Source organism: Streptomyces sp. NPDC050619 (assembly GCF_040654815.1).
In the GTDB taxonomy this organism is placed as follows: Bacteria; Actinomycetota; Actinomycetes; order Streptomycetales; family Streptomycetaceae; genus Streptomyces.
Genome location: NZ_JBFAIR010000001.1, coordinates 107,585 through 130,027 on the forward strand (window position 1 = coordinate 107,585; position 22,443 = coordinate 130,027).

The 22,443-nt window shown below is 72.4% G+C and carries 25 protein-coding genes and 1 pseudogene; 12 read left to right on the forward strand and 14 right to left on the reverse strand.

Annotation, left to right across the window (positions count from 1 at the left end; genetic code table 11):
* Positions 1-28: 28 nt before the first annotated feature.
* From AB0I77_RS00470 to AB0I77_RS00510, 9 genes and pseudogenes are all read right to left on the reverse strand, one after another.
* Complete coding sequence (locus AB0I77_RS00470; protein WP_363280039.1) at positions 29-1,108, reverse strand: GNAT family N-acetyltransferase; 1,080 nt, start codon at positions 1,106-1,108, stop codon at positions 29-31.
* Complete coding sequence (locus tag AB0I77_RS00475; RefSeq protein WP_363280040.1) at positions 1,105-1,764, reverse strand: lipopolysaccharide biosynthesis protein; 660 nt, start codon at positions 1,762-1,764, stop codon at positions 1,105-1,107. The genes AB0I77_RS00470 and AB0I77_RS00475 overlap by 4 nt, the downstream gene beginning before the upstream one ends.
* Positions 1,761-2,915, reverse strand: a complete 1,155-nt coding sequence (locus tag AB0I77_RS00480) for a glycosyltransferase (protein ID WP_363280041.1) — start codon at positions 2,913-2,915, stop codon at positions 1,761-1,763. The genes AB0I77_RS00475 and AB0I77_RS00480 overlap by 4 nt, the downstream gene beginning before the upstream one ends.
* 1 nt (position 2,916) lies before the next feature.
* Positions 2,917-3,666 (reverse strand): polysaccharide deacetylase family protein, encoded by a 750-nt coding sequence (locus AB0I77_RS00485; RefSeq protein ID WP_363280042.1) that lies wholly within the window; start codon positions 3,664-3,666, stop codon positions 2,917-2,919.
* Complete coding sequence (locus tag AB0I77_RS00490) at positions 3,650-5,353, reverse strand: lipid II flippase MurJ (RefSeq protein ID WP_363280043.1); 1,704 nt, start codon at positions 5,351-5,353, stop codon at positions 3,650-3,652. The genes AB0I77_RS00485 and AB0I77_RS00490 overlap by 17 nt, the downstream gene beginning before the upstream one ends.
* The gene (locus AB0I77_RS00495; protein ID WP_363280044.1) at positions 5,350-6,684 is read right to left on the reverse strand and encodes an O-antigen ligase family protein; all 1,335 of its coding nucleotides are present in this window, start codon (positions 6,682-6,684) and stop codon (positions 5,350-5,352) included. Before AB0I77_RS00495 ends, AB0I77_RS00490 begins: the two co-directional genes overlap by 4 nt.
* A gap of 6 nt (positions 6,685-6,690) precedes the next feature.
* Positions 6,691-8,037 (reverse strand): exopolysaccharide biosynthesis polyprenyl glycosylphosphotransferase, encoded by a 1,347-nt coding sequence (locus AB0I77_RS00500; RefSeq protein ID WP_363280535.1) that lies wholly within the window; start codon positions 8,035-8,037, stop codon positions 6,691-6,693.
* Between the two features lie 77 nt (positions 8,038-8,114).
* Complete coding sequence (locus tag AB0I77_RS00505; protein WP_363280045.1) at positions 8,115-9,314, reverse strand: glycosyltransferase; 1,200 nt, start codon at positions 9,312-9,314, stop codon at positions 8,115-8,117.
* Positions 9,315-9,369: 55 nt separating this feature from the next.
* A pseudogene (locus AB0I77_RS00510) lies at positions 9,370-9,488 on the reverse strand (DUF3344 domain-containing protein); the annotation flags it as partial.
* A gap of 226 nt (positions 9,489-9,714) precedes the next feature.
* Between AB0I77_RS00510 and chpG the strand changes: the two are divergent.
* The 7 genes from chpG to AB0I77_RS00545 all read left to right on the forward strand — a co-directional run bounded on the left by chpG (position 9,715) and on the right by AB0I77_RS00545 (position 14,314).
* The gene (gene chpG / locus AB0I77_RS00515; protein ID WP_363280046.1) at positions 9,715-9,954 is read left to right on the forward strand and encodes a chaplin ChpG; all 240 of its coding nucleotides are present in this window, start codon (positions 9,715-9,717) and stop codon (positions 9,952-9,954) included.
* Between the two features lie 251 nt (positions 9,955-10,205).
* Positions 10,206-11,000 (forward strand): hypothetical protein, encoded by a 795-nt coding sequence (locus AB0I77_RS00520; protein ID WP_363280047.1) that lies wholly within the window; start codon positions 10,206-10,208, stop codon positions 10,998-11,000.
* 110 nt (positions 11,001-11,110) lie between these two features.
* Positions 11,111-11,398, forward strand: coding sequence for a hypothetical protein (locus AB0I77_RS00525; RefSeq protein WP_363280048.1), 288 nt, complete (start codon positions 11,111-11,113; stop codon positions 11,396-11,398).
* 187 nt (positions 11,399-11,585) lie between these two features.
* Entirely contained in the window at positions 11,586-12,083 is a 498-nt protein-coding gene (locus AB0I77_RS00530; RefSeq protein ID WP_363280049.1) for a DUF5949 family protein, read from the forward strand.
* Positions 12,084-12,268: 185 nt separating this feature from the next.
* On the forward strand, positions 12,269-12,784 hold the full coding sequence (locus AB0I77_RS00535) for a hypothetical protein (protein WP_363280050.1): 516 nt from the start codon (positions 12,269-12,271) through the stop codon (positions 12,782-12,784).
* Between the two features lie 185 nt (positions 12,785-12,969).
* Positions 12,970-13,464: a tyrosinase family oxidase copper chaperone gene (locus AB0I77_RS00540; RefSeq protein ID WP_363280051.1), complete on the forward strand. Its 495-nt coding sequence runs from the start codon at positions 12,970-12,972 to the stop codon at positions 13,462-13,464.
* Entirely contained in the window at positions 13,448-14,314 is an 867-nt protein-coding gene (locus AB0I77_RS00545; protein ID WP_363280052.1) for a tyrosinase family protein, read from the forward strand. The genes AB0I77_RS00540 and AB0I77_RS00545 overlap by 17 nt, the downstream gene beginning before the upstream one ends.
* Positions 14,315-14,402: 88 nt before the next feature.
* Here the strand turns inward: AB0I77_RS00545 and AB0I77_RS00550 are convergent, their stop codons facing one another.
* Positions 14,403-14,744, reverse strand: coding sequence for a chaplin (locus AB0I77_RS00550; protein ID WP_363280053.1), 342 nt, complete (start codon positions 14,742-14,744; stop codon positions 14,403-14,405).
* A gap of 173 nt (positions 14,745-14,917) precedes the next feature.
* On the opposite strand from AB0I77_RS00550, the gene AB0I77_RS00555 reads away from it, so the two are divergent.
* Positions 14,918-15,487 carry a DUF2087 domain-containing protein gene (locus AB0I77_RS00555; RefSeq protein ID WP_363280054.1) on the forward strand — a complete coding sequence of 190 codons (570 nt, stop codon included), beginning with the start codon at positions 14,918-14,920 and terminating at the stop codon, positions 15,485-15,487.
* 10 nt (positions 15,488-15,497) lie between these two features.
* Here AB0I77_RS00555 and AB0I77_RS00560 read toward each other — a convergent pair whose 3' ends face one another.
* Positions 15,498-16,457 (reverse strand): D-2-hydroxyacid dehydrogenase family protein, encoded by a 960-nt coding sequence (locus AB0I77_RS00560; RefSeq protein WP_363280055.1) that lies wholly within the window; start codon positions 16,455-16,457, stop codon positions 15,498-15,500.
* Positions 16,458-16,538: 81 nt separating this feature from the next.
* Here AB0I77_RS00560 and AB0I77_RS00565 point away from each other — a divergent pair, with 81 nt between their 5' ends.
* A complete protein-coding gene (locus tag AB0I77_RS00565; RefSeq protein ID WP_363280056.1) occupies positions 16,539-17,246 on the forward strand; it encodes a ferritin-like domain-containing protein in 708 nt (235 codons plus the stop codon).
* A gap of 30 nt (positions 17,247-17,276) precedes the next feature.
* Here the strand turns inward: AB0I77_RS00565 and AB0I77_RS00570 are convergent, their stop codons facing one another.
* Together AB0I77_RS00570 and AB0I77_RS00575 are read right to left on the reverse strand one after the other, a co-directional pair.
* A complete protein-coding gene (locus AB0I77_RS00570; protein WP_363280057.1) occupies positions 17,277-18,503 on the reverse strand; it encodes an MFS transporter in 1,227 nt (408 codons plus the stop codon).
* 87 nt (positions 18,504-18,590) lie between these two features.
* Positions 18,591-19,187: a TetR/AcrR family transcriptional regulator gene (locus AB0I77_RS00575; RefSeq protein WP_363280058.1), complete on the reverse strand. Its 597-nt coding sequence runs from the start codon at positions 19,185-19,187 to the stop codon at positions 18,591-18,593.
* 130 nt (positions 19,188-19,317) lie between these two features.
* Here AB0I77_RS00575 and AB0I77_RS00580 point away from each other — a divergent pair, with 130 nt between their 5' ends.
* Positions 19,318-19,743 (forward strand): SPW repeat protein, encoded by a 426-nt coding sequence (locus tag AB0I77_RS00580; protein ID WP_363280059.1) that lies wholly within the window; start codon positions 19,318-19,320, stop codon positions 19,741-19,743.
* Positions 19,744-19,809: 66 nt separating this feature from the next.
* Here the strand turns inward: AB0I77_RS00580 and AB0I77_RS00585 are convergent, their stop codons facing one another.
* Entirely contained in the window at positions 19,810-20,829 is a 1,020-nt protein-coding gene (locus AB0I77_RS00585) for an alpha/beta fold hydrolase (protein WP_363280060.1), read from the reverse strand.
* A 208-nt stretch (positions 20,830-21,037) separates the two neighbouring features.
* Between AB0I77_RS00585 and AB0I77_RS00590 the strand changes: the two genes are divergently transcribed.
* On the forward strand, positions 21,038-21,781 hold the full coding sequence (locus AB0I77_RS00590; protein ID WP_363280061.1) for an SOS response-associated peptidase: 744 nt from the start codon (positions 21,038-21,040) through the stop codon (positions 21,779-21,781).
* A gap of 447 nt (positions 21,782-22,228) precedes the next feature.
* Positions 22,229-22,423: a hypothetical protein gene (locus AB0I77_RS00595; protein WP_363280062.1), complete on the forward strand. Its 195-nt coding sequence runs from the start codon at positions 22,229-22,231 to the stop codon at positions 22,421-22,423.
* Positions 22,424-22,443: the final 20 nt, after the last annotated feature.

Sequence of the window (22,443 nt, forward strand, 5' to 3'; positions counted from 1 at the left end):
GTGATGGCGGGCCCCTCAGGGCCTGCCGTCATCCTTTCCAGCGGAGCAGCGCCTCCTTGCCCCGCCGCCGTGCGGCCACGTCGCAGACGACCGCCGACAGCAGCGGGGCGGTGCGCCGCCGGGCCAGCAGCAGCCGCTGGTTGACGACCGTTTCCGGGCGCCAGTGGTGTTTGTACGGCTCGTTGCCGCGCAGCAGGCTCAGCGTGCCGCGCCCGCCGTCCGGCAGATGCTCCGCGCACGCGTCGAGCAGCATCACCGCGACGTCCGCCTTGCGTTCCCTGAGGCAGGGATGCGCGCCGTACAGGTAGCCGCCCGCAAGGCGCTCCGACAGCAGGGTCAGGTCCACGGCCACCACGTCGTCGTCGAGGCGGAACTCGGTGACCACGGCGTCCCCGGAGCGCACCATCGGCTCGACCGAGCGCACCAGGTGGTCGCGGAACCGCGGCCGCAGATGCTCGGGCGTCACCCTCCGCCCCTGCCATTGCAGCTGGTGCAGTTCGATGAGCCGCCGCAGCGACTTGTCCACCTCGTCCGGCTCTACGACGTGACGCTCGACGCCGAGCGCGGTCAGTCTGCGCAGCTTGGCGCGCACCCGCTGGGCCTTCGCGGCGGGCAGGCGTGCGACCAGTTCGGCCATGGGTACGGCGGGCAGCTCCAGGCACACCGAGTCGCTCACCCGGCGCCGGGGTCCGCGCCAGTGGTCGTAGACGCGCTCGGCCGCTCCGCCCGGGCGGACCTCGCGGAAGTCGATCAGTGCGGTGCGGGCGGCGGTGGACAGGCCCTCGGCGAGTGCGGCGACCGCCTCCTCGCCGCGCTCGTCGTCCAGCAGGACGTCCCCGTAGTCGGAGATGGCGCCGCCGAGCGGTACGAGGGACGGTACGGGGCGGCTCACCCGCATGAGCGGTGCCGCGGCGACGAGTTCGCCGCCGTCCCGGACCAGGATCAGCCGCAGCCGCCCGCGTCTGCCGTACGACAGCCACCAGGAGTGCAGCCAGGCATGGCTCTGGAACGGGGTCGCGGTGGCGCACCGCCGGTACAACTCGCCCCAGTCCGAGGCCAGTTCGGCGAAGTCGCGCTCGTCGGTGACGAGTTGGGCCGGGTACGTCACAGTTGTCCGCGGACGTCGGCGGCGGTGGCGGGGCCGGGCACGGAGGGCGGGCGGCCCGGCTGGTCCGTGGTCCGCCTCGGCCGGACCAGCAGCGTCAGGCCGCCCAGCAGGCCGCCCGCGCTCGCGCCGACCAGGCCCGTCACCGCGGGCGAGGGCGAGGACGGTGCGGTGGGCCTGGTGGCGCGGGCGAACTGCTGGAGCTCGATGTGGGTGGAGTCCTGGGTGTCGGCCGCGTGCCGGGTCAGCGCGCGGGAGACCGCGTTGGCCATGTCGGCCGCGAGGTCGGGGCGCGAGGAGGTGGCCGTGACGGAGACCATCGGGGCGTCCGGCGAGGTCGCCGTCCGCACGCTCTCCTTCAGCGTCCGCACCGGCACCCCCGCCCACACCGGCGCGTCCCCGAGCACCGCGAGCTGCGTGGCGACCCGGCCGTACGCCTGCGCGAAGCCGAGCGCGGACGCCGGGTCGGACTGCTCGGTCGGTACGGCGACGACGTAGCTGGTGGCCGTGTACGCGGGCGGCTGGGCCAGGCCGTACCCGCCGCCGAGCAGGCCGCCGGTCAGGGCGCCGGCCGCGATCAGGGACCAGGGTGGGAGGGACTTGGCGCGGGCGGCCAGGGTGGTGGCCGGGCGGCGGGGGCCGGTGGGGTTCTCGGTCATGGGGAACTGACTCCCTGGGGTGACGGGGACACGGAAGGGGCGGCCACCGCGGCCGCGTAGACGTCCATGAGCTGGGCGGCGCTGCGGGTGATGCAGTAGTGGCGGGCGGCCTCGGGTGTGATGCGCGGGCTCGGGCCCTGTGCGCGGGCCGACGCGATGGCGTCGGCGAACGCGTCGGGGCCGCCCCGGACGCGGCGCGAGGCGGGCGCGGTGTGCGCGGGCAGGTCCTCGATCGCCGGGCAGGAGGCGTAGCGCACCGGCAGCCCGGACGCCAGCGCCTCCACGGCCGCCAGGCCGAAGGCCTCCTCGGGGCACGGTGAGGCGAAGAGGTCCATCGCACAGGCGAGGGAGGGCAGGTCGGGGCCGGGTGAGCCGTCGGGGACGCAGGGGCGTTCGCCGGTGAACAGGACGCGGTCCGCGATGCCGGCCTCGTGGGCGGTGCGTCGCAAGGCGTGCTCCTGGGGGCCGCCGCCCACCAGCAACAGCCAGTAGTCGGAGGGGAGTTGGGTGAGGGTGCGGATCAGGACGTCGAAGCGTTTGCCGGCGGTGAGGCGGCCGATGCCGCCGATGACGTAGGCCGTCTCCGGCAGGCCCAGCCGCCGGCGGGTGCGCAGGCGAACGGCCGGGTCGAAGCGGAAGCGGGCCAGGTCGATGCCGTTCGGGACGACCTCGATGCGAGGGGCGGGCACGCCCCAGCGCCGGAGGCGGTCGGCGACGGTGGGGGAGACGGCGACCGTGGCGCGGCCGAGGCGCTCGCCGGTCAGGTACAGCGCGCGGACCCCCGCGGTCAGCTTCCGGCCCTCCATCTGCGAGTCGCCGAGGGAGTGTTCGGTGGCGACGATCGCGCGGACGCCCGCCAGCCGCGCGGCGAGACGGCCGTAGAGGCAGGCGCGGTAGAGGTGGGTGTGCACGAGGTCGTAGCCGCCGGCGCGGATGAGCCGGACCAGGCGGGGGAGCGCGGCCAGGTCGCGGTTGCCGGCCATGCCGAGGTGGACGACCCGGACGCCGTCGGCGATCAGCCCGTCGGCGACCGTGCCCGGGTTGGTGAGCGTGACGACGTCGCAGTCGACGGGCAAGTGGCGTAGCAGCAGCCGCAGTTGCTGCTCGGCGCCGCCCACGCCGAGGCCGGTGATGATGTGCAGGGCCCGCATCTCAGACCCCCTCGACGGGGCGGCGGCGCAGGCGGTGCAGCCGGTACTTCAGGAAGAGGCGTACGGCGTTGTCGTTCTGGCCGATGTGCAGGCGGGGGAGGGCGTGGACGCTGTTCAGCGGGCCGGGGTCGACGGCGCAGGCGTAGGCGTACCCGGCCTCGCGTACGGCGTCGACGGCGCGTCGGTCGATCGTCCCGTGCGGATAGCAGAAGCCGTGGACCGCGGTGCCGGTCAACTCCTCGATCGCGGCCCGGCTTTCGACGACCTCGGCCTTCAGCGCGAGGTCGTCCACCCGCGTCAGGTCGACGTGCGTCAGCCCGTGCGAGCCGATCTCCACGCCCTCGGCGGCGGCGTGCCGGATGCCGTCGGCCGTGAGCAGCGGCTTGCGCGGGCCCAGCGGGTCCCAGGTGTTGTCGCCGCCGAGCCGGCCCGGCAGGACGAAGAGGGTGGCGCCGCAGCCGTGCCGGCGCAGGACGGGCAGGGCGTGGTCGACGAAGTCGGCGTAGCCGTCGTCGAAGGTGAGCCCGACCAGGCCCTGGCCCTCGCCGCGGGCGCGGGCGGCGAGCAGGTCGGCGATGGAGACGCCACGCAGGCCCCGGTGCCGGAGCCAGGCCAACTGCTGGTCCAGCCGCCCCGGGGTGACCGTGACGCGGTAGGGGTCGTCCGGGCAGTCGTCCACGGAGTGGTACATCGCCACCCAGGGGACCGTGCGGGGTCTCGGGCGCGGGCCGGTGTCAACGGAAACGGACATGGGAGAGCCTTCGTGTGACGGTGCGGGTGACGGTGCCTGTGACGTGTCGTACGGAACGGAACGCGGGCGCGAAGCCCTGGGCGCCCAGGACGCGGGCGAGCAGGACGAAGACGACGGCCACGGTCGCCGAGCCGACGGCGAGTCCGGGCACCGGGGAATCGACCCGGCTCGCCACGGCCGCGCCCGCGATCGTCGCGACCACCGCCGCCCGCACCGGCCTGCTCAGCTCGACGAGCACCTGCCGGACGCGGATCGGGACACCGCGCGTGCCCGTGCCGGCCAGTAGCAGCGCGGCGGTGACGGTGATGCCGGCGGCGTTGGCGGCGGCGATCCCGGACACGCCCCAGGGGCCCACCGCCCAGACGCCGATCCAGGAGGTCGCGACGATGCCGACGGCCATCGCGCCGAGCGGGTACCAACTGGGCCGGCCCGCCGAGAAGTACGAGCGGACCAGGCAGCCGACCAGGGTCTGGCCGAGCAGCCCGAGGGCGTACACGCGCATCACGCTCGCCGTCGCCGCTGTGTCTCGCGCGGTGAACGCGCCCCGCTGGAAGAGGAGTTCGACGATCTGCGGGGCGCAGGCGATCACCGTGGCCGCGCCGAGCAGCACTATGCAGGCGGCCAGCGCCAGGTCCCGCTCCACGCGGTCGCGGGCCCGCTCGATGTCGCCGTCGGCCAGCGCCCGCGCCACCACCGGGAAGGTGACCGTGCACAGCATCAGCGACAGCGTCATCGGGATCTGGGCGACCTTCTGCGCGTAGTTGAGGTGCGAGATGGCCCCCGCGGGGAGGGTGGAGGCGAGGAACCGCTCGATCAGGACCTGGGACTGCCGGCACAGGGCGAAGAGGAGGACGGCGGCGACCAGCGTCAGGGTCACGGTCTGCCCGGGTGTCCCGGCCGGCTCCGCCTGGACGATCGTCGGCCTGCGTCGCGACTGCCGCCACACGGACGGCAGTTGGACCGCCACCATCAGCCCGGCGCCCACCGCGACACCGACGGCGGCCGAGCGCACGCCCCACTGCCCGCCCAGGACGTACATCGCCGTGATGATGCCCGCGTTGTACGCCACGTAGATCGCGGCCGGTGCCAGGAACCGCCGGTGCGCCCGCAGCGCCGCACTGCAGTACCCGGCGAGGCCGAAGCCCAGCACGCACAGCGCGGTGAGCCGGGTGCAGTCGACGGCGAGGGCGGGGTCCGGCAGGCCCGGTGCCAGGGCCGCGACGAGGTAGGGGGCCGCGGCGACGGTCAGGGCGGACACGGCGACGAAGGCCAGCGACAGCCGGGGCAGGGTGGTGGCGACCAGGGCGCGGACCGGGTCGCCGCAGGCACCCTGCGCGCGGCGGGCCAGGGCCAGGCTGAACGCCGGGACCAGCGCGAAGGCCAGCCCCTCCTCGATGAGCAGCGTGGCCGCGAACTCCGGGACGGTCCAGGCCACCAGGAAGGCGTCCGTCTCGCTCCCGGCGCCGAACAGCCGGGCCAGCGCCTGGTCGCGCACCAGCCCGAGCAGGGCCCCGGCGACCGACAGGACGGCCGTGACCAGGGTGGCCTTGGCGAGGAACTTGCGGGAGGCGGGGGCGAGTTGGGTGGAGTCGTCGGCCTGGGCGGGGGTTCGGGCCGGGGGGACGGTCACCGGGTTCCCGGGGGCGGGCCGGGGGGTGCGGGGGGTCCGGGAAGGCGTCACCTTCATCGCGCCCCGGCCTTCTCGGCGTACGGGCGCACCGGCGGTCCCGGCACGGCCGCTTCGGTGCCGCCGCCGACCAGCGCCCACCAGGCCACCAGGCCGAAGCAGACCGCCGTCAGGACCGTGGACGGCCCGCCGATGTCGGCGTACGCGAAGTCGGTCAGCTGCCACACCAGCAGCCCGCAGGCGACGAGCCCGCAGTCGAGGCCCGGCCCTTCCCGCCGTACCCGCAGCAGCCCCCGCAGCCCGCACACCAGCAGCGCCAGCCAGCCGCCCGCGAGGGCGAGCAAGCCGATGACCCCCTGTTCGGCGAGGACGAGCAGGTACATGTTGTGCGGGGAGAGCAGCGGCTGCTTGCGGAAGGCCGCGCCCGCGCCCTCCGTGTCGCTGCCCGAGGACAGGGCCAGTGAGGCGTGGGTGTCCCGGTACTCCGGGAATCCCTTCAACCCCACTCCCGTCAGCGGCCGTTCGCGCCACATGCCGGTGGCCGCCGCCCACATCGTGTACCGGTCGGTCACAGACTGGTCGGGGGCGTCGGTGACCTCGGTGATGCTGCTGATCCGCTCCTGAAGCATCGCCGTACCGACCCCGAACCCGCCCACCAGGATCACGCCCGCCGCGACCACGGCCGCCCCCACCGTCAGCGCCCGCCGCAGCCCGGCCAGCACCAGCTGCGCCGTGCACGTCACCGCCGTGGCGATCCACGCCCCGCGGCTGAAGGAGAGGGCGAGCGGCAGGAGCAGGGCCAGCGCGCAGCCCGTGGCGACCGCCCGCTGCCGCACCGACGTCCGGCCCAGCGCCAGCCCCACCGCGCACACCACCCCGAAGGACACGACGGTCGCCATGCCCAGCACGTCCTGCGCCCCGAACGTGCCGACGGCCCGGATCTCCTCGCCCTGGTACGAGGCGCCGGTCCCGGTCGCGTACTGGTGCACGCCGATCGCCCCCTGCCACCCGGCGAGACCCACGAACGACCAGGCCAGCAGGCGGAAGTCACCCCGGTCGCGGATCAGGAGCAGCACGGCCGCGGGGACGAGCACGAAGACCTGGAGGTAGCGGCCCAGGCCGGTGAGCCCGGCCCCCGGCGAGGACGCACCCATCGCGGCGAGCGCGAGCCCGGCCACGGGCAGACACAGCACCACGGCCGCCGTACGGGACAGGGGGCGCCGCCGGTCCCGTACGAGACGGATCGCGCAGTACAGCACCACCAGCGCGGAGACCGCGTCGGCGGGGCCCGCGCCGCTCTCGCCGCCGGGGGCGAGCGGCAGCGCGAGCAGGGCGACCACGGCCACCACCGGCAGGACGGGGGACAGCTTGCGGAGGTGCGGGTGTGTCATGTGCGCTCAGCTCCCCGTCGGGCGCACGAGCGCGGCCGCGGTGCGCAGCAGGATGCAGATGTCCTGCCACAGCGACCAGTTGTCGATGTAGGCGTTGTCGAAGCGGGCCCGGTCCTCGATGGAGGTGTCGCCGCGCAGTCCGTTGATCTGGGCGAGGCCGGTGATGCCGGTCCGCATCCGGTGACGGGCCGCGTAGCCGGGGTAGGTCTGACTGAACTCGGCGACGAAATACGGGCGTTCGGGGCGTGGGCCGACCAGGCTCATGTCACCCCGGAAGACGTTCCACAGCTGGAGCAGCTCGTCCAGCGAGGTCCGGCGCAGGAAGCGGCAGAACCAGGACATGCGGTGCTCGTCCGCCACGCTCCACCGGGTCGCCGCCTCGTGCTCGTCGACCGGGCGGTGGGTGCGCAGCTTCAGCAGCGTGAAGGGCCTGCCGTCCTTGCCGACGCGCTCCTGCCGGAACACCACGCCCGGTCCGCCGGTCCGCCGCAGCACCACCGCGCACACCAGCAGCAGCGGACCGACCAGCAGCAACAGCGTCCCGGCCACGGTCACGTCCAGCGCCCGCTTGCCGAGGCCGCCGCGCCGCCGACCCGTCTCCAGCCGCCGGCAGGAGAACCCGGCGAGCTGGTCCAGCGACGCGTACGACGGCGAGTCCGCGTCCACCTCCCACACGGCGCAGCCCGACTCGGCGAGCGCCCGCAGCAGCGGCCCCTGCCGGGATCGTACGGAGGGATGCACGACGAGGACCTCCCGCACGCCGTTCTGGAGGACGGCCCGCTCGACCTCCTCGCCGGTGGTCAGCACGGGCAGCCCCTCGCCGCCGTCCGTCTGCTCGGCCACGATCCCCACCGGCCGCACCCCGCACCGCGGATGACGCAGCACGGCGGCGGCCACACGCTGCGCGGTCGCCGCCGGACCGATGACGAGGGCGGCACGCGGACGGGCGAGCCGCACCGCGCGCCGTCGCCGGTGCACGGCGCCGCGGCCCGCACAGCCCGCCGCCGACTGGAGCAGGAAGCCGACCGCGAGGGCGCGGGCGGAGAGGGCGTGCTGGGGCGCGTACGCCGCCACGAGCGCGGCCAGCGCCAGCCAGGCCACCGCGATCCGGCCGCACACGGCGGGCAGTTCGTCGAGGATCCCCGGCAGCGCGCGGCCGGAGCGCGGGCGCAGCAGCACCGACGCGGCCACCAGCAGGGCCACGATGAGGGGGCGGCGCTGGGTTCCGGTCAGCGCCAGGGCGCCCAGCAGGGCGGCGAAGGCGTCCGCGGCGAGCAGCGGGAGCGGCGAGGCGGGCCGGAGGGGAGGTCTGCGCGCCGGGAACCGGAAACCGGCGGCGGCGCGCGCCGGCATGACGGAGACGGGCGAGAATCCGGGATCCCGTGGCTGCCCGCCGGGCGGGGGGACGGTGCTTTCCGTGCTTTCCGCGGTCACGAGTGGAGGGACTCCCTGTACTCGGCAGGCACGACGGGCGTCACGGCAGGCGTCACGGCAGGCGTTTCGAGCCCGTCGTCGAGCAGTTCGCGGTACAGGTCCGCCACCGCTTCGGCCGCGTGCCGCACGTCGTGCGCGGACAGGACGTGACGGCGCCCCTGACGGCCGAGCGACTCGCGCAGCACCGGATCGAGCAGCAGTCCGGCGACGGCCCCGGCCAGCGCCACCGGGTTGTCCGGCGGCACCAGACAGCGCGGTGCGAGACCGGGCGGCAGGCTCTCCCGGGCGCCGTCCACGTCCGTCAGCACCACCGGCCGCCCGCACGCCATCGCCTCCAGCGGGGCGAGCGCCATGCCCTCCCAGCGCGAGGGCAGCACGACCAGATCGGCGGCCTGGTACCAGGGGGCGGTGTCGGCGACGGCGCCCGCGAACAGCACGGACCGCGGTGCGTGGGCGAGGAGTTCCTCCCGCTCCGGCCCGTCACCGACCAGCACGAGCCGGGCGTCCGGCACCCGCCCGAGGATCGCCTCCCATGCCGTCAGCAGGACGTCCTGCCCCTTCTGCCGGCACAGCCGCCCCACGCACACCACGAGCGGAGCCGCGGGGTCGGCATCCGGCAGGAGCGCGGCCCGTACGGTGGCGACGGCGGCGGGGTGGAAGCGCTCGGGTGCGATGCCGTTGGGGATCACGCTCCATCGCCCGGCGATCCCGGCGCGCACGCCGCTCGCGCGCTCCGCCGCGCTCACACACACCACCCGGGACGCCCAACGCGCCCCCCACCGCTCCCACCGCAGCGCGAGCGCCGAGGTGACCCCGCCGACCGCCTCGAACGACCAGGCGTGCGGCTGGAACACGGTCGGAATCCGCCCCCGCACGGCCAGTCGGCCCGCCAGCCCGGCCTTCGCGCTGTGCGCGTGCACCAGATCGGGCCGTACGTCCTCGATCAGACGAGCGAGCCGGCGTACCTCTCGAACAAGCGTCGGCCCCGGCGACCGCGTCGCCTGCCAGTGCCGTACCTCGGCGCCGAGCGCGCGCAGTGCGGGCGCGAGGGGACCGTCCGGGCAGCCGACCGTCACGTGCAGACCGGCCGTGAGCTGGGCCCGCGCCAGCTCCGTCACCACGCGGGCGACCCCGCCGTCCACGGGCTGGGTGAGATGCAGGATCCGCGGCGAAGGGCCGGGTGGTGACTGGTGCATGCGCGGTTTCCTCGCTCACGGATGACGCTCGGGTCGGGCGGGAACGCGCCTGCGTGCGGGCGTCCACGGCGACCAAGAGCGCACCGGCCATGCCGCGTCCCGCTGGGAAACGAGCCGGAAGGCCTGCTGGTCACCGCCGGTTCGCGGCACCTTGCCGAGATCGAACACATCGGTCGGCGTGATGAATGCGACTTGCTGGCTGAGGGTGCGTCAAGAGGTCCGCAACACTAGCCGCAATCCGTATTTATTCGTCGAAACCTGACAACTGTGTCGGAATGGTGAAACAGGACCACGGCGAGATCACCCCATTGGCGGCACAACTCGCGCGGATGGCGCGCGTTGACACAGCGCCGGGCATCCCCGCCCGGATGTTTGCGTCAACCCCAAGGAGCACCTCTCCATGTCGCGTATCGCGAAGGGCCTGGCCCTGACCACCGTTGCGGCCGCCGCCGTTGCGGGCACTGCCGGCGTCGCCGCTGCCGACGCCGGCGCGCTGGGCGAAGCCGCGCACTCCCCGGGTGTGTTGTCGGGCAACGTCGTCCAGGTTCCGATCCACATTCCGATCAACGTCTGCGGCAACACCGTCGACGTGATCGGTCTGCTGAACCCCGCGTTCGGCAACGAGTGCGAGAACGACTGACGTCGGACGGAAACCCCCTTTGCCGGCCGCCCGCCCGTGGTTCCTTCGCGGGAGGGCGGCCGGTTTTGTGTTGCCCCGAATGGAGGGAGCGGGCGGCGAACCGGGTGTCGGCCCTTGATATGCCCTCCCACCAGGCACGACGACGGCGGTACGGAGGTCGGCCGGTCACCTTGTGCGTGCGCTCGGTTGCAGAGCGCGGTGACCGCTTTCACGGTGGGCTCAAGATCCGACGCTCACCGAAAGGAACACCCATGCGTGGTCTGCCCGCACGGCGTATCGCCTCCTCCGCACTCTGCGCCACCCTCCTCCTCGGCATCGCCGGCCCGACCGCGGCGGCGGCCGAGCGGGACTCGGCCGGTGAGAGCACCCAGGCGGCGTCCCGTGCGCCCGTCCCCGACGCGGACGCGCTCCTCGCCCAGGTCAGCGGCTTGGGCGACCTGGGCGGGGTGCTCACCCCGGTCACCGATCTGCTGAACGCCCTGCTCAAGGCCGACGACGGCCAACTCCCCGCCGACGAGGCGACCAAGCTCGGCGACGCCGTGAAGGACGCCATCGCAGAGGCCACCGCGACGGCTCCGGCGGCTCCGGCGACCCCACCGGCGACCCCGCCCGCGACCACTCCGACGACGCCGAGCACCACCGCGCCGGCCACTACGTTGCCTGCCACTACGCCGCCTGCCACTACGCCGCCTGCCACCACGCTGCCGGCCCTGCTCGCGCTCATCGAGAGCGACGATGACGAGGGCGACGAGGGCGACGAGGGCGACGAGGGCGACGAGGGCGACGAGGAGAGCGACGTCGACAAGGCGTCGTCCGCGCAGGTCTCGGCCGACCTCACGGACGACGCGCTCACCGCCCTGCAGAAGGCCATCGACGCCCTGGTCGACGCGATCGTCTCCACGAACGCCGGCCAGGTGACGACGGCTGTCAACGGCACGCTCAGCGACGTCGTCAACCTCGTCGCCGCGACGCTGGTCGACAGCGGACTGCCGGCTCCGACCCTGGCGGGTCTGGGAGGGCTGCCGAGCGCGCCCGCTGTCTCTTAAGGGGCCCGGCGCAACGGCATTTTCATGAAACCCCATTTCTGCGGACGGAGTTTCCGCTCCGGCCGGGAATCGTTAGGCACGGCGTCAGAAATTCCCAGGAAAGGAACACGATGAAGTCCCTGAAGGCTGCCGCTGTAGTTGCCGGTTCCGTGGTCCTCGCAGGTGCCGCCGCGCCCGCGTTCGCCTATGACGCCGCCGACCTCACGCCCACCAGCCTCAACGGCGCCGTGAACACGCTCACCAAGGGCGACCTCCAGCCCGCCGACGTGATGCCGTTGCAGCACCAGTCGGACGCGCTCGACACCGAGAACAAGGATTCCGTGCTCAACACCGTGAAGGGCGCGACCACCACACTGAACTCCAGCGGACTTCTCGGTGGCCTTCCCCTGCAGAAGTGACAGCAGGCCGACATCAGTTCGACTGCCGTAAGGGCCGTTTTCGTACCGGCGGATGTGATGCCGTACGGAAACGGTCCTTCGCGCTGTTCGAGGCGCATCCCTCGTTCGTGTGGACAGGCCGTGGTCGATCGCCCGGTCGAGTGAGAACACGGTCGGCGGTATTCCGGTGCGTCGATAAGGTCACGCGGTGACCTCAACCCCAAGCGAAACCCGCCCTTTCCGCGCGACCGACCTCGGTACGCTCGTCGTGATGGCCTGGAGCGGCGAAGCCCCCGACGGCGACATGCCCTACCTCCTCGCCTACACCCTCGGGGACGGCGCGAACGGCCCGGAGGCATCCACGGCCGCCGTCGAGGCGCTGCTGGAGAACAACGGCCTGCCCGTCGGCGGAGACCTCGTCGACGGCAACGCCAAGCCGAGCCTGCCGGTCAGCCTCCTCGTCGAGGGCGACCAGGCCGTCGTCTACATGCCGGGCTCCAACGCCCAGTGCACCCCGCCCCCGGAGTGGCTCGCGGCCGTCGCCGAACGCGGCTTCGCCTACTTCGTGTTCACCACCCGCCCCTGGCCCGAGGCCGAGCCCGGCAAGCCGGTCGACCCGAAGGCGCTGGCCGCCTTCGCGGGCGCCGACGAGACCCTCGACGCGGCGGCGCATATCGTCCTCCCGGCCCGCAGTCTGCGCAGCTGAATGCCGATCTTTATGCATTGGTGGGAATTCCGGACGAGCCGACTGCCGTAGGTCTTACTACTGCGGCACTCGGGGGAATCTTGCGCTGGTGGCTGTCCCAGGATCGTTACGCGGTACGGGCGCTGAGTTCGCCGAATTGTCGAACCGCCAGAATCGCCGGAATTCTGAAAGGGACCGTACCTGACATGAAGTCGACCAACCGAGGAACCCTTGCCGCCGTCATCACGGGCGTCGCGGCCGCGATGGCAGCCACCGCGAGCCCTGCCGCGGCGGTGGACACGGTCCCCGTACCGGTGCCGCTTCAGGGCGTCGAGAACTCCCTCAACGTGGAGCTGCCGAAGCTCGGTGGGGAGATCCCCCTGCCGAAGCCGGGAGCGCCCGAGGGACCGCAGTACGTCGAGGGCCGCCTCATCCCCGAGCGCGTGATCCCGCAGCTGCCGGTCAGCGGCGGGCTGCCCGGTGTGGGAGTGCGCGCGCCCCTGCCGCACGTCCTCGGCGACGACTTCGACCACGTCGCTGTCGGCGCCCCCGCCTCCGACCTGCGCACGCTGGCGCCCGGCCTGAGCGTGGACGCCCCGCTGACCGCGCCGAACCCCGAGAACTTCGGCCTGCCGGAGCTGAAGCTCCCGCAGGCGGGCGTCCTCGCGCCGGTGCTCCAGACCGTGCCGGCGGCGGACCTGGGGATCGGGCCGGGCCTGTAGGGCGTACCGGAGCACCCTCTCGAGGGGCCCGGGCCGTGTCGGTGTCGGTCACCGCACGGCCCGGGCCCCCGGCTTTCCGGGTGCGGTTTTTCATCTCTTGGACCGCTGGACGGTGACCGTGCGGGTCGCCGGGCGGTTACCGCTGCGGACAACCGAAGCGGACGGAACGGGACGAGGAGCGGACGATGGTCGTGAGCACAGGCGGAGTACCGGTGGGTGCCAAGCCCCCAGCGGCAGGGCCTGGAGGGGGTCCCGCGCGCGGGACCCGGCGGGAACTTCTGCGCGGGCTGCTCGTCCCGGCCGCCGCGCTGGCGTTCGCCCCCGTCGTCGCCGCCTCCGGCCCGTCGCGCTCGGCCGAGCCGCCCGCGGACGTCGCGTTCGAGGAGACCTACCGGGGCCGCCGTATCCGCGGCATCAGGATCTCGGCCGCCGCCGCCGGACGAACCTTCGCCGACGACGGCCAGTGGCACGTCACCGTCGACGGCCGGCCGCTGCACCTGATGCGCCGGGCCGACGGCACCTGGCTGAGCATGGTCGACCACTACCGGTCGTATCCGACACCGCTCGAAGCGGCCCGCGCGGCCGTCGACGAACTCGGCCCCGGCGGGCAGCTGCGCGACCCGGGCCTGGCCGGCGGGGGCCCCGCACCCGAGGGGGGACCTCATGGCGTACACGCGTAAGGACGTCAGCACACTGACCGGCGCCGAGAAACGGCGGTTCGTGAAGGCGCTGCTGGAGATCAAACGGCGGGGTGAATACGACGAGTTCGTGCGCACGCACATCGAGTACTACGTCGCCGACGGCGAGAACGGACTGCGCGCGGCCCACATGACCCCGTCCTTCCTGCCCTGGCACCGCCGGTTCCTGCTGGAGCTGGAGCGGGCGCTGCGCCGGGTGGACTCGTCGGTGACCGTGCCGTACTGGGACTGGACCCGCGACCGTACGACGACCTCGGCGCCTTGGACGAAGGACCTCCTCGGCGGCACCGGGCGGCGCTCGGACCGCCAGGTGACGACCGGGCCGTTCGCCTACGCCGAGGGCAACTGGACCCTCAAGGAGGGCGTGACCGACGGGGAGTTCCTGACCAGGGACCTCGGACGGGTCCGGGACCCGATCACACTGCCGACGAAGAACGATCTGGAATGGGCCCTGAAGGACCCCGTCTACGACACCTCGCCCTGGGACTCGACGGCCGCCAAGGGATTCCGCAACAAGCTGGAGGGCTGGGGGACCGGGCGGGGCAGTGCCGCCTGGCGCAACCACAACCGGGTGCACCGCTGGGTCGGCGGGGCCATGGTCGGCGGCGCGTCCGTCAACGACCCCGCCTTCTGGCTGCACCACGCCTTCGTCGACCTGTGCTGGTCGCGCTGGCAGCGCCGGCACGACGGCGCCCGCTACCTGCCCGCGAAGCCGCCCGGACAGGGCAGCGACCAGCGCGGGCGGATCGTCGCACGGCACGAGAAGCTGCCGCCGTGGGACGTGACGCCGGACGAGCTGGAGGACGTCAGCAGGATCTACCGGTACGCGTAGGCCACGTCCTGGGCCGTACGGACCTGGTCCCGCACGTGCGAGAGCCCCGGCGCTCGGAGATGCCGGGGCTCTCTGGTGCGTACGACAGTCAGCTGCCGTAGCCCTTGCCATCGTCGTGGCCGCCGTTGTGGTCGCCGTTGTGGCCGTCGTCGTGGCTGTGGCCCGGGCCGGGGTTGCCCTTGTCGAGGTCACCCTCGTTGGTGCACTCGTTGCCGAACGCCGGGTTCAGCAGGCCGATCACGTTGACGGTGTTCCCGCACAGGTTGACCGGAATGTGGATCGGAACCTGGACGGCGTTGCCCGACAGGACGCCGGGCGAGTGGACGGCCGCAGCCTGGGCGCCGGAATCCGCCATGGCCAGACCGGCGCCGCTGAGGACCACGGCACCGGTCCCGAGGGCGACACCGGCTGCCTTCGCGATGCGAGACATCACGTTCTCCTTTGACTCGGTGAGCACGACGGCAGGGGGCGCCGTCGCACTTCCCGTTCAACGCCGCCGCTCACGGCTGGTAACGGTGACCATGCGCGGATCACCCTTTTTGAAGAGGGGGCCCGGCGGAAAATCACTTCGGGTGGGGGCGGGGCGTCCACTAGCCTCCCGGCATGGAATCCGACCCCATGACCCTGATCCGTCTGTTCGCCGAGGAGAACCGGGTGCGCGCCTTCGCGGCGGTGGCCCTGGGCGCGGGCAGTCCGGCGGAGGTCGCACAGGCCGCCGGTCTGTCCGCGAAGGAGACGGCCCTGGCGCTGTTGCGACTGCGGGAGCAGGGTGCGGTGACGGCGGGCGACGACGGGGAACTGCGCGTGGCGTACGGCCTGTTCAGGGAGCAGGCGAAGGCCGGACAGCGGGCGGTGCCGGCCGAGAGCCCCGGTACCGGGGACGAGCGGACCGACATGATCCTGCGGACCTTCGTCCGGGACGGGCGGCTGCTGCGGCTGCCCGCGCAGTGGACCCGCAAGAAGCTCGTGCTGCGGTACATCGCCGAGCGGACCTTCGAGCCGGGCGTCGCGTATCCCGAGCGGACGGTCGACGAGAAGCTGCGGGCCTGGTGCGAGGACGGCGACGGCGACCATGTGACGCTCCGGCGTTATTTGGTGGACCTGCGTCATCTGCGCCGGAGCGAGGGAATCTACTGGCGGCCGGTCGTGACGGCTGAGGCCGACATCGCCTGACTGCCGCCCTTCACGGCAGCTGTCGTACGGGAGAACCCGCCAGGAAGGCCTGGATGTTCTCGACCGCCTGGCCGTAGTACGTCTCGTAGTTGGCCCGTGAGACGTAGCCGAGGTGGGGTGTGGCGAGCAGGCGGGGGGCCGTGCGCATCGGGTGGCCGGCGGGGAGGGGCTCGGTGTCGAACACGTCGACGCCCGCGCCGGCGATGCGGCCTTCGTGCAGGGCCGCGAGGAGCGCGTCCTGGTCGACGATCGCCGCGCGCGAGGTGTTGATCAGATAGGCGGTCGGCTTGAAGAGGGCGAGTTCGGCCGGGCCGAGCAGGCCGCGGGTGCGGTCGCCGAGGGCGAGGTGGATCGAGACGAAGTCGCTGGTGGCGAGGAGGTCGTGCAGGGAGGGTGCGAGATCCGCGCCCACCTCGTCGGCGCGCTCCTTGGTGAGGTTCTGGCTCCAGGCGCTGACGTTCATGCCGAAGGCGAGTCCGACCTGGGCCACCCGGCTGCCGATCTTTCCGAGGCCGAGCAGTCCCAGGCGCCGGCCATGCAGGTCGGCGCCGACCGTGCTCTGCCAGGGGCCGTCGCCGCGCAGGGCGTTGCTCTCCTCGACGATCCCGCGGGCGAGGCCGAGCAGCAGGGCCCAGGTCAGTTCGACGGGCGGGGTGGAGGAGCTGGCCGTACCGCAGACGGTGACGCCGTGGGCCTCGGTGGCGGCGTAGTCGATGACGGTGTTGCGCATCCCGGAGGCGACGATCAGCTTCAGCCGGGGGAGACGGGCGATCAGCGAGCCCGGGAAGGCCACGCGTTCGCGCAGGGTGACCACGATGTCGACGTCCGCGAGGGCCGCGGCCAGTGCGTCCTCGTCGGCGAAGTGGGTGTCGTGGACGACCACTTCGACCTCGTCGGCGAGCGGCGACCAGTCGGCGAGCCCGGTCGCCACGTTCTGAAAGTCGTCGAGCACTGCACAGCGGAGGGGCACGCCGGTTCCTTTCGCTCGCTGTCCGGGCCAGATCGACTTTACGCGGCGTTCGACGGAGAGAACGGGGAGAGGGGAGTCAGGGTGCCTGCGGGCGGATTTGCCGAGTGGACACGGCGGTTCGAGGAGGAGCGCGAGCGCAGGGGTGCCGAGGGCGACCCGGACTGGGCACAGGGCGCGACCCTGCCGCCGGCGGTGTGGGCAGGTATCCAGCGGTTTCAGGTCGGCGAGGACGGCGACGGAGCCAACCTCATGGCCAAGGCGGACCGGGCCGGCGACCCCGACTACGCGCGGGCGGTCCGGCTGTTCGTCGCCGAGGAGCAGAACCACGCGCGCCTTCTCGCACAGTTGCTGGCCGCGGGCGGCATGCCCACGTTGGCCGGTCACTGGAGCGACGAGGTCTTCGTACGCCTGAGGCGCCTCATGGGCCTGCGCGTGGAGCTGCTGGTGCTGATGGTCGCGGAGGTGGTGGCGCTGCGCTACTACCGTGCCCTGCGCGACGGCAGCGACGACGCGCTGACCTCGGACGTGGCGGGCCGCATCCTGGCCGACGAGGAGCGCCACGTTCCGTTCCACTGCGAGCGCCTGCACGCCGCTCTCGGGGAGCTGGCCCGCCCATGGCGCCGCCCGGTCATGGCCCTGTGGCAGGTCCTGCTGTGCGCGGTCTCCGGCGTGGTCGCCGTGGACCACGGCCGGGGACTGCGTCTGCTCGGGGTGGGGCGTGTGCGCTTTCTGACCGATGTCGTGGTGTCGTCCGGTGCGGTGGTCTCGGCGGTGCTCGGGCGTCGGTGAGGTGCCGGTGAGGTGCCGGGGCGTGCGTGCTCAGACCTGCGGGGCCTGTTGGGCCTGCTTGTCGAGTGTGGTGCTGTCGCCGGATACGGCAGCGGGGTTCTCGGACGCCGTGGCCGCCGCCGGGGCGGAGCGGCGGAGCAGGTCGGGCAGCACGGTGGCCAGGCCGATCAGGGCCATGACGGCGCCGAGCCAGAGCGGGGCACGCAGGCCCCAGGTGCCGATCACGACGGCGCCGATGGAGGAGCCGAGGATGATGCCGAGGGTAATGAAGGAGGAGTGGATGGTGTTGACCAGCGGGCCGGCGTTGCCGGTGCGCTGGACGCGGGTCGCCATGGCCGGGTTCATGGTGACCCCGACCAGGCCGATGCCCATCATGCAGACGACGGCCAGGGCGGGCACGTCGGCGAAGAGGGCGAAACCGCTGAGGAAGACCACGTTGAGCACGAGGCCGATGGCGAGCACGGCGACGGTGCGGCCGTCGGCGAAGCGGCCGACGACGTTGTTGCCGACGACGGTGGCGGCGCCGTAGGCGATCAGGAGCAGGGGGACGGTGCCGGTGGAGAAGCCGGTGAGGTCGGTGAGGATGGGGTTGAAGTAGCTGAACGCGGAGAAGGTGGCGCCGATGATGAACATGCTGGTGGACAGCACCAGCCACAGCTTGGGCTGCTTGAAGACGCCGGCCTCCTGACGGAAGCCGCCGCTTTCGGCGCGCTCGACGCGAGGCACCCCGAACACGGTGGCCACAGCGGCGATCACGGTGATCAGGGTGATGATCCAGAACGCGGCACGCCAGCCGAACCGCTCGCCGACCAGGGTGGAGAGGGGCAGTCCGAGCAGGGTGCCGAGCATGAGGCCGTTCATCGCGGCGGCAATCGCACGGCCGCGGATCTCGGGACGGGTGAGCTGGGCGCACATCGAGATGCCCACGCCGAAGAAGGCCTGGGAGGCGGTGCCGGTGATGATCCGCGCGGCCATCATCGTGGCGTAGCCGGTCGCGGTGGCGGCCAGTACGTTGCCCGCCAGGAAGACGGCGAACAGCACCATCAGCGCCGTGCGTGGCGGGAGCTTCATGAGCGCCACGGTCAGTAATGGGCCGCCGATCGCCATGGCCGCCGCGAACGCGGTGATGAGGTATCCGATCTGCGGGATGGTCGCGTCCAGCCCGTCGGCCATCTGGGGCATCAGCCCGGCAACCACGAACTCGCTGGTCACCATGGCGAAGATGCCGAGTGCCAGGACGTATACGGCACGAGGCATGGTTGGTCTCCTTCTGTTGAGCAGTTATGGATTGATCGGTTCAAAACTGGGGCGTGCTGAAGTACCGCACGGGTGCGGTGCACCAGGTCAGTGGGTGAGCGCGTCCATGGTGACCTCGGCGATCGACTCCAGCGTGGTCCGGTCGGCGCCCCCCTGGCTGGAGATGCGCATGCCGCCGATCGCCGCGTTCACGAAGCGGGCCAGCGCTCCGGTGTCCCGGGGGGAGGTGATGCTGCCGTCCCGTCGGCCCGCCTCGATCGCCGCGCGCAGGGCGGCCAGCCGGCGGGCCGTGTCGCGCTCCAGCATGCCCGCCGCGCGGGCGTCGCGTGCGGCCAGCTCGACCGTGGTGTTCACGCCCAGGCAGCCGGGGCCGCGGCCTCCCGCCCGGTGTTCCGTCTCGCCGTCGACGACCATGACGAGCAGCGTGCGGATGCGGTCGGCGCCAGTGCGCTCCATGTCCTCCAAGACGGCCAGCTGGGCGGTCGTCATGGTGTCGATGTAGCGGGCCAGCGCACGCTCGAACAGGTCGTGCTTGCTCTTGAACGTGTTGTAGATGCTGCTGCGCCCCAGCCCCGTGGCCACGCACAGGTCCTGGGTGGAAGTGGCCTCGAAGCCCTTCTCCCAGAAGGTGTGCATCGCCGCGTCCAGGGCCCGGTCCTCGTCGAACATCCTCGGTCGGGCCATGAGGTGAACGTACCAGGTTTTGGATAGGTCGGTCTAATAGCTGATGCCCCGAGCAGTGCTTCGCCCGGCGGAATCGGGAAACGTGGAGGGCACTCGCATCCGTCAGTGATCAGTGAAGGGAGTGGCTGACATGGCCACACAACCGTCGCGGATCGAGCAGCACCCGGACCTCGTCGCCCTGCGCGCCCGCTACGCGCAGGCATCGGCGCGGCCGAGCGCCCAGGCCGTTGAGGGCTTGAGCCTGCTGGCCGGTTTGTACCTGGCGATTTCTCCCTGGGTGGTCGGCTTCAACGCAAGCCCCACGCTGACCGTGAGCAACCTCGTCACCGGTATCGCCCTCGCGGTGCTGGCACTCGGTTTCGGCTGGGCGTACGAGCGCACCTACGGCATGGGATGGGTCGCGGCCGCGATCGGCGTCTGGGCGATCATCGCTCCGTTCGCGGTGTCCGGCGCCCCCGACACCGCGAAGGTCGTCACCAGCAATGTCATCACCGGAGGCGTGGCCGTGCTGCTCGGTATGGCGACGACCGTCATGGGAAGGATGCAGCGCACCTGAAGAACCAACCGGTAGCGCACCTGAAGAAACCACCCGGTTGGCCGTAGCGCTCACCGGCCGTAGCGCTCACCGCTCGTCTGTGGCCGTCCGCCGCGCCGCCTCGGGTTCGGTGGCCCGAAGGATGACGCGGGCGAGCAGGTCGGGTGCGTCCAGCATGGGTACGTGGCCGCAGCCGGGCAGGGGCACCAGTCGGGCACCCGGGATCATGGCATGGGCCCGGGTCGCCTGTATGGGCGGCAGCAGACGGTCGCGGGTGCCCCAGGCGATGGTGACCGGCACATCCGGGATGTCGCCGGTGAACAGGTCCGGCGCTCGGCCGGCCCGCAAGGTGGCCTGGAAGGCGGTCGAGTCCCGCAGCATGCGCAGGGCGGAGGCCACCGCGTGCGGCGGGCACAGGGCGGCCTGCCCGTACAGGGTGCCGGTCAGGACGGCGCGGGCGAGCGCGGTGTCGACGAGCACCTCCAGGGCCCGGTCCGGCAGCAGACGTACGCTCTCGTGGGCCGCGGTCAGCAGCGCATAGGTGTACCGCCGCTCGACAGGCGTCCAGAAGCCCGCCGGGGCCAGCGCGGTCACACTGCGCGCGAATCCGGCCTGCCCCAGCCGCAGCGCGATCAGCCCGCCCAGGGAGTGGCCCACCACGTGCGGCCGTTCCACGCCCATCGCGGTGAACACCGAGCCCAGCCAGGCCACGGCCGTCTCGAGATCGTGGGGTACGTCGGGGTCGGGATCGGGGGACTGCCCGAAGCCCGGCAGGTCCATCGCGATGATCTCCCGCCGCTCGGTCAGCAGCGGTACCACCGCGTCCCAAGCCTGCCGGTGGCAGCCCAGTCCGTGCAGCAGGACCACCGGTTCTCCGGTCCCTTGCCGCTCGTAGGCCACCGTCACCGGGCCGAGGCCGGCCGCCCGTGCCTCGACGAACCAGGCCGCGCGTGGCTCGACGACCACATGTCCCCGCTCGCCGTCCTGCGTCGGGGCGGCCTCGCGCCGCAGTATCGGGCGGCCGCTCAGAACGGTCCGCAGACCGGCCACTGCCTGCGTGGCACTGGCGTTCCGGCCGACGGAGAGAAGAGCAGAGATCCAGGCCATCGTCGGACACCTCACATGCTCCGCGCCCGGGGCCGCCGAGCTACAGACGGTGCATCCGTATGAATCAACAGCCTACGAGCACCCCATATTTCACGCGCCTCGACAGGGGGAGGGCCACTGACCATGGATTGGCCCTTCCTGCTCGGAATCCTCGTCCCGGACCTGCGCCGACCGGGCGGCCCGGCGCTTGCGGTGGCACAGTGGCGGTATGTGCGGTCGGTACGTCGCCACCCGCAGCCCGGAGGACCTGGTCCAGCTGTTCCGGGTCACCGACTGGCGCCCGGAAGAGACGCTGGCGCCGAACTGGAACGTCGCTCCGACCGACGACGTGTGGGCCGTCATCGAGCGAGCCCCTCACGACGAGCGGGACACCGGGTCGGTGCGCAGGGAGTTGCGGCCGCTGCGCTGGGGCCTCGTGCCGTCCTGGGCGAAGGACACGAAGATCGGCTCCAGGATGATCAACGCGCGGGTCGAGACCGTGCACGACAAGCCCGCCTTCCGCCGCGCCTTCGTCAAACACCGCTGCCTGCTGCCGGCCGACGGCTTCTACGAATGGCAGCAGGTCAAGGCGGAGGACACGGGCAAGACCCGCAAACAGCCCTACTTCATCCATCCGGCCGACGAGCAGGTGATGGCGCTCGCCGGGCTGTACGAATACTGGCGCGACCCGGCGGTGCGGCGGGACGACGACCCCGCCGCCTGGTTGATGACCTGCACCGTCCTCACCACCGAGGCCACCGACGCGGCCGGCCGGCTCCACCCCCGCATGCCACTCGCCCTCGCCCCCGACCACTACGGCGCCTGGCTCGACCCGCACCGCCAGGACCCCGATGAACTGCGCGCACTGCTGACCCAACCCGCGAACGGTCACCTACGGGCCCGACCCGTCTCCACCGCCGTCAACAAGACCGGCAACAACGGCCCCCAGCTTCTGGACGAGATCGCCGTCTAGGGTCGGGCGGGCGCGAAAGCGCCCGCTGCACAGACAGACCTGAATCACTACCACCCGGCGGAGGGACAGCCGGCCGGTTGCCGAAGATCCGGTAAACCTGCACACCCGATCACTGACCGGCTGTGCGGAAACTCAACAGCGGCCGCGGCCGCGCCGAATTACGGCGGCCTCGGCGCGGGGCGTCCGTCTCGGGAATTGTTGGCAACCGTTGTGCGTGCAGCGAAGAAGCAGGCTTTGTGAAGGAGTCGGCGAGGTCGGGTCACCGCGCTGCCACACCGGTGAAGTCGGCCTCGCGGTGCGCCCCGTTCGCGCCTCGGACGGCTGGCCGCCCCTTGGCGGACGTGCTTTGATCCTGCGCGTGACGCAAGTCGCCGTAAGAGTTCCCGTTTTCGTGAATCGGGCGAACTCTGCCATTCCGAAGTACCTATTCGAAGGGAACCGCGCGCAATGAACCTTGCCTCCCCGGTTGAAACAGCCGAGATCTCCGACGCCGACCTGGACAACGTCTCCGGCGGCCTCGTGCTCGGCGGCTCCGGCAGCCTCTTCCTCCAGACGCCGCTCGCGACCGTCGGTGCCGACCTCACGGCCGTCGCCTCGACCGAGGGACTTGTGGCGGGAGCGGGCGTCAACGCCGCTCTGTGACGAAGGCGTGTGCCCACCAC